We start from the raw sequence: 5,556 nt of genomic DNA, 5'->3' as shown, positions 1-5,556 counted from the left end.
ACACGCTATCCCAGTTTTCTTCTCTGGCAACATCGCTCAAATCGGTAAGAAACCCCAACCGGCCCCATTCCTGAATATCATGTCCCTTAATCTGAGCTGCCGACGGGGGGTTACCCGATACCGCCCGGGTTTTCAGCACAGTCATGGCACTTTCACCGCCACCACCGGCAATCGCGAAATCTTTCCAGCTGTTACCTTGCTCTTCCATCAACCCTTTCAGGACCGACACCGATTTGGCCTCGCCCCCGGATGTCCACCAGTGGAGTACCTCCACTTCACCGGCATGGGAGGCGGCAGCCATCAAGGACAGGGTAATTGCTGACAGTGTCTGTTTTAGTTTCATCATCTCGCTCTTACTACAAAACGGCCAGTGGTACTATTCTTTCAGCAGGCGGGGGATATAGACTTTCACTTCCAACCCGCCTTCTTTGGCATTATGAATAGTCATATCACCGCCGTGGGCGTGAATAATATTTCGGGCTATTCCCATTCCTAAACCATGCCCTTCGTCATCCTTGGCAATCCGGAAATACGGTTCAAAAACGGCCTCAAGCATTTCTTCAGGAATACCTTCCCCTTTATCTTTGATGATCAATACCAGAGCGTCAGACTCATCTGACACAATTAGACTCACTTCGTGACCATATTTGACACCATTATCGATAAGGTTACTCAGGCAACGCTTCAGCGCCAGCGGCTTACCTGTCATCGGGGCTATCTTGGTATTGGGAATATGCACCTTTATCTTTTTGGTGTTATGGCGCTCAGCGATACTGCGCAGCATTTCTGACAAGTCGACCTGAGTCAGGTTCTCATGAAGGTCGGTGTCTTTAACTGTTTGCAGCGCACCCTTGACCATCATTTCAAGCTCATCGAGGTCACGGTTGAATTTCTCAATCTTCGCCTCATCATCGATCAACTCGGCGCGTAATCGCAATCGAGTGATTGGCGTTTTCAAATCATGGGAGATCGCCGAAAACAGGTGTTCCCTATCGTCGATATAACGGCGCAAACGAAGCTGCATACGGTTAAAGGCCTGCGTGGCTGTCACCAGTTCACTGGCTCCCTCTTCTACCAGCGGCGGCTGATAGATGTCCAGACTGAGCGCATTGGCCGCGTTTGCCAGTCGCTTAAGCGGCTTGGTTTGACGACGGATCATAAAATAGGTGAACACCAACAACAGCGTGGTGATAAAGATAAGGAAGATCACCTGCTGCTTGGTAATGATCTCATCTTCCAACGTCACATACGGCGATGGCAGCAAGGCGGCAATATACAACCATTCGTTGGTTGCAAGTTCTAACTGTACAACCAGAATCGGCGGGTTAAACGGCTCCAGGCTCAAAGTGTAATGCGCCCAGGAACGAGGAAGATCGGTCAGTAAAATATCATTTTTCAGAACATGCAGGGTTTCCGGACGGGAGAACTCAACCCGAATAACATCCAACCGAGGCAATTTCTCGCTCAGCACTTCTTCAAATACCCTGACCGCGGTATTTTTCATCTGTGAGGAGGGAATGGGATCGATCAGGATTTCTTCTTCGTTGAACGAAACAAAGAAGCGGGTACCACCCATGTTCCTAAGCTGATCCAAAACGATATGACGGTATTCGAGAGGCAGGGACTGAAAGAAAGTGACCGTCGATGCAAACATGTTGGCCATACTGGCCGATGCCGATTCAAGTCCCTCCAGGTCCCGCTGTTTAGACTGCCCATACCAAATAATGGTTGCAATCAACTGTGCCAGAAATACCGCCAGCAGGGTAAACCACAAGGTGCGCGCCAAAAGAGACTTCGGCCACCACTTTTTCCAATTCATGTATCAATGCCTTCTTCGGTCACAACAGGCAAAACTATTCTTCGTAGGTGACTTCGGCATTGAACGAATAACCGTTGCCTCGGCTGGTTTTGATCAGCCTTTGCTGTGTGCCTTTGTCACCGAGACGCTGACGCAGACGGCTAAGCTGAACGTCAATACCACGCTCTGAAGGATGCGCCTCACGGCCACGGGTAGCAAATGAGATGGTATCGCGATCCAACACTTCATTCGGGCGGGTAAGGAATAACATCAACAAGGCAAAGTCACTACCGGATAACTCATAGTCTTTGCCTTTTTCCAGATCGAATAAACGTTGCGAAGCCGTTTCCAAACGCCAATTGGCAAACCTAATCGCTTTAGGGGTGGCCGGAGCTGCCTGCTGAGCTTCCTCGGTTGATTTCACCCTGCGCATCAAGGCTTTTATCCGAGCCATCAGCTGACGTGGGCTGAAAGGTTTGGCGATATAATCGTCCGCCCCTAGCTCAAGGCCGATGATCTGATCCATCTCGTCTGAGACAGCCGTCAGCATAATAATAGGTACGTCGGACGTTTTACGAATGTACTGACACAAGGTGAAGCCATCATCACCGGGCATCATGACATCCAATAAAATGAGATCGGGATAACCCAGAGCCAACCGACGCTTCATTTCTTCGCCTTCGGCAGCCGTTGTTACCGTAAACCCTGCTTTCGTCAGGTATTCATCCAATAGCTCGCGAATCTCCTGATCGTCATCAACAACAAGGACCTTCTTGCTCGCACTCATTTCATCTTCCTTTTGTACCGGGCAGCCCCAACTTGCCAACAAATGCCTACAAGCACTCTGCCTGAGCTAACGGGCACCGGTGTGTTACCAAATAGTTAATCCAGAATATCTAGGTTGCCGAAGCCAGAGAACATCAGTACCCCATCCGGTTATGTCTCTTCCTAAGATACCAGACCATACAGAAAAAGGCGCGCATTATGCCTCAGAATCATGAACTTCGCGAATATCACTGAGCAGCTACTCTATATCGAGGCTAAAAAGAAATAAAAAGCGCGCGCAAAAAGTACAGCCAGATCAAAAAAGCTGCCATTGGCAGCTTTTCATTCAAATCATACGTCTGTTTGGCAAACGGTTCATAGAACGCATTTAGTGAAACTATGCCACGCCCATCTGAGACTTGTATTTACTTACGGAACGCTCGAAAAAGTCTCGTTCGTCATCATCGTCGATATTGTTACTCAGCTCGGCAAATACCTCATATCCCTTCTTGGCATTCTTAACTTGCCATACGGCGTAGGCCGCCTGCTTATCGAGTTCAACACGATTTTTTTCAGCGTCAGATAATAGCGTTAGATTATGCATAGCCCTGTACCACGGTAAAACACAGCGCCGATATTAGCCGATTTTTGGCTTCAGACCAATGTTCATGCCCAGGATTACTCAAAATACAGGACTCAAAAACCTAGATGCATTTTCAAGATAATGAAAAAGCCAACCAGTACCCCAGTAACCAGAGCTACGCTCAGCAGCGGGCTTAGCGTTGACGAGCAGGGATTATGCAGGGCATCAGTTAATGTCGGTTCGCTGTCGTCAGGCACCTTCTGACCTTTCAATAGCTCAGCAACATAATAGGTTACTGTCTCAATCGACTCCTCGGCAGAATCTATTACTTGAGCACCAAACCACTTTTCACTGTCCACCAGTTGATAGCCTTCGACCATCCGGGGCTTACTAAACAATCCGGTACGTTTGTCTATCACCGACACAGCACGTTGCTCGTCATCTGCATACCACACCCAGCATGGTAAGTAGCTCCCCTGAATCTTAACTTTACTGGGGTAAGGATAGTGGGTATCAGCCATCACCTGCATTAACTGCTCTTTGGAGAGCATCAGATAATGCAACTGCTGCAGGCAGTGTTCGAGCCAGTGAGGAAAGTTGTTACGATAGGATGTCTGACGCAGCGGTGCAAGGCGAGCTGCGCCGCGCACGACATATTCGGTTACCTGGTTGCTCACTGGTTCATCTTCGGACCAAAATGATTCAGCCATGGCTTTTGGCAAGGTCAATCGCTGGCAAATAGAGCCACTCGGTGCGACTAATAATAATTGCTGCTCATCAGAGTCATTAACGTCCTGATACTGAACCTGCCAAGGTCTGGTTAACTTACGAAGGATAGCAGCATTTACCCTTGCAACAGTTGCCTGGTAATGCTCATAGTTTGACATATTCTACCCTCCGCTGATGACCTCAAATTGTTAAGTTCATAGTAAAGGATTACAAGTACATCGACCTTGATCAGTTTCGTCTTTTCATCAATTTATCCTGCCTGAGCCAGAAATAAACTGAAGAATAATTACTTTCAGAAATCGCTTTGCGTAGTTTTATTCTGACTGCACATTAAACTCGTTGATGGGTATTAATTCCGCCCCAATAAATGATATAAGTTATCAATATACTTCTCGGTTACATTTATTGACTATTACTGAGAGATAAGCCACTAAGGTGTGATAAGACAATTAAAAAAAGCTGCATAAAGCAGCTTTTTCATTAATTAATATAGACAGCCAAACCTACAAGCTAATATCAACACCAACGACAACAGCATTGTTTGTTACTTCGCCCATATCGCGATACTCGTAACCCAGGCTCAAATCCACAAGTGGTAACAGCGTAAGAACGAAACCCGCACCGCCAGTAAATGCCCAGCCGTCATCAGTGGCTTTTACGCCATCTCTTGCGACATCGACATCATAAAAGTTAGTACCCGCTTTGGCATACAGGCTACCGATCAACAAGGGTAGATCGCCTCGCAATGTAACCGGAAAGGCTGTGTAGTCAATGTCGTTCTTGGACGCCGACAGATCGGAATCCACCTCGCCGCTGCCCTGAACAACACCAGCATTAATGCTAAAAAAGTCATTCAATGCGTAGCTGGCATTCAGGCCATACTCATAGCCGTATTCTTTATTACCTTGAAAATCTAACTGAGCGGCACCTGCAGTCGCACCGACCGATAAGCCAAAGATATCGGCACTTGCCGGTAGAGCCGTAAACGCCAACATGGCAGCTAGCAACGTTTTCTTCATGGTTACATTCCCTCGTCTAAAATTTGCGCAGTTAAATAGAAGCCAATCATTTGTAATCTTTATTATTACTTAGAATTTCACAAGAACATACCGTAAACCCGGCGCATTCGCTCATTTCCGTGTGCAGACTCACCTCAACGTCACATTTTGCTCCTAGCCTTATGAATCTCTGACCATAAAAAAGGCTACAGATTGGATCCGAGACAGGCTCGCCTTGGATGAAATCCATTACAAGATCACACATTGAAGATTCGTGTTTCATTGCCTGGATATTTGCATTTATTTACCCGCAACCATACATAAGCACCTGATAAATAATAGTTATAAAGGCATATTAAGAATTTAGCTTCTGAATATAAACCACCTAAAAGCAAACGCTTCCCTTCCCAGTTTCAACAGAATTGGTAATCAAGGCGCTATTTTTAGATAATAGGGAAACAAATTGTGATCAAGATCTCGAGAATGTAAGAGCGCGTTCCTTACACTGGCTCTATCAAACGGCAACAACAAAAAGGCGCCAATAAAGAGCAGCCTCACAAGCCGTCACAATCTTATGCAACACACAGAGGGTAAACACATGAACGAGATTCTGCTTGCGGTTTTTGCAGGGTTAATTGTTGGCGTATTTTTTTCTGCCATCAAACTTCCACTTCCTGCGCCAC

General features: G+C 46.8%; 6 protein-coding genes and 1 pseudogene. 1 reads left to right on the top strand and 6 read right to left on the bottom strand.

Annotated features, from left to right (window positions below):
- The 6 genes and pseudogenes from MHN01_RS14915 to MHN01_RS14890 form a co-directional block, all read right to left on the bottom strand.
- Nucleotides 1-343: pseudogene (locus MHN01_RS14915) on the bottom strand (sugar ABC transporter substrate-binding protein); the annotation flags it as partial.
- A gap of 33 nt (nucleotides 344-376) precedes the next feature.
- A complete protein-coding gene (locus MHN01_RS14910; RefSeq protein WP_239412068.1) occupies nucleotides 377-1,819 on the bottom strand; it encodes an ATP-binding protein in 1,443 nt (480 codons plus the stop codon).
- A 34-nt stretch (nucleotides 1,820-1,853) separates the two neighbouring features.
- Nucleotides 1,854-2,585: a response regulator gene (locus MHN01_RS14905; RefSeq protein ID WP_239412067.1), complete on the bottom strand. Its 732-nt coding sequence runs from the start codon at nucleotides 2,583-2,585 to the stop codon at nucleotides 1,854-1,856.
- A 375-nt stretch (nucleotides 2,586-2,960) separates the two neighbouring features.
- Nucleotides 2,961-3,167 carry a DUF3283 family protein gene (locus tag MHN01_RS14900; protein ID WP_239412066.1) on the bottom strand — a complete coding sequence of 69 codons (207 nt, stop codon included), beginning with the start codon at nucleotides 3,165-3,167 and terminating at the stop codon, nucleotides 2,961-2,963.
- Between the two features lie 92 nt (nucleotides 3,168-3,259).
- Nucleotides 3,260-4,033, bottom strand: a complete 774-nt coding sequence (locus tag MHN01_RS14895) for a hypothetical protein (protein ID WP_239412065.1) — start codon at nucleotides 4,031-4,033, stop codon at nucleotides 3,260-3,262.
- Between the two features lie 345 nt (nucleotides 4,034-4,378).
- Nucleotides 4,379-4,894, bottom strand: coding sequence for a porin family protein (locus MHN01_RS14890; protein WP_239412064.1), 516 nt, complete (start codon nucleotides 4,892-4,894; stop codon nucleotides 4,379-4,381).
- 577 nt (nucleotides 4,895-5,471) lie between these two features.
- Between MHN01_RS14890 and MHN01_RS14885 the strand changes: the two genes are divergently transcribed.
- On the top strand, nucleotides 5,472-5,556 hold an 85-nt coding region (locus MHN01_RS14885), incomplete at its 3' end, for a XapX domain-containing protein (protein WP_239412069.1).

The sequence above is a fragment of the Photobacterium sp. OFAV2-7 genome (assembly GCF_022347985.1).
Classification (GTDB): Bacteria; Pseudomonadota; Gammaproteobacteria; order Enterobacterales; family Vibrionaceae; genus Photobacterium.
Note: the sequence above shows the minus strand (reverse complement) of the source record. Positions and strands in the feature narration are given on the sequence as shown.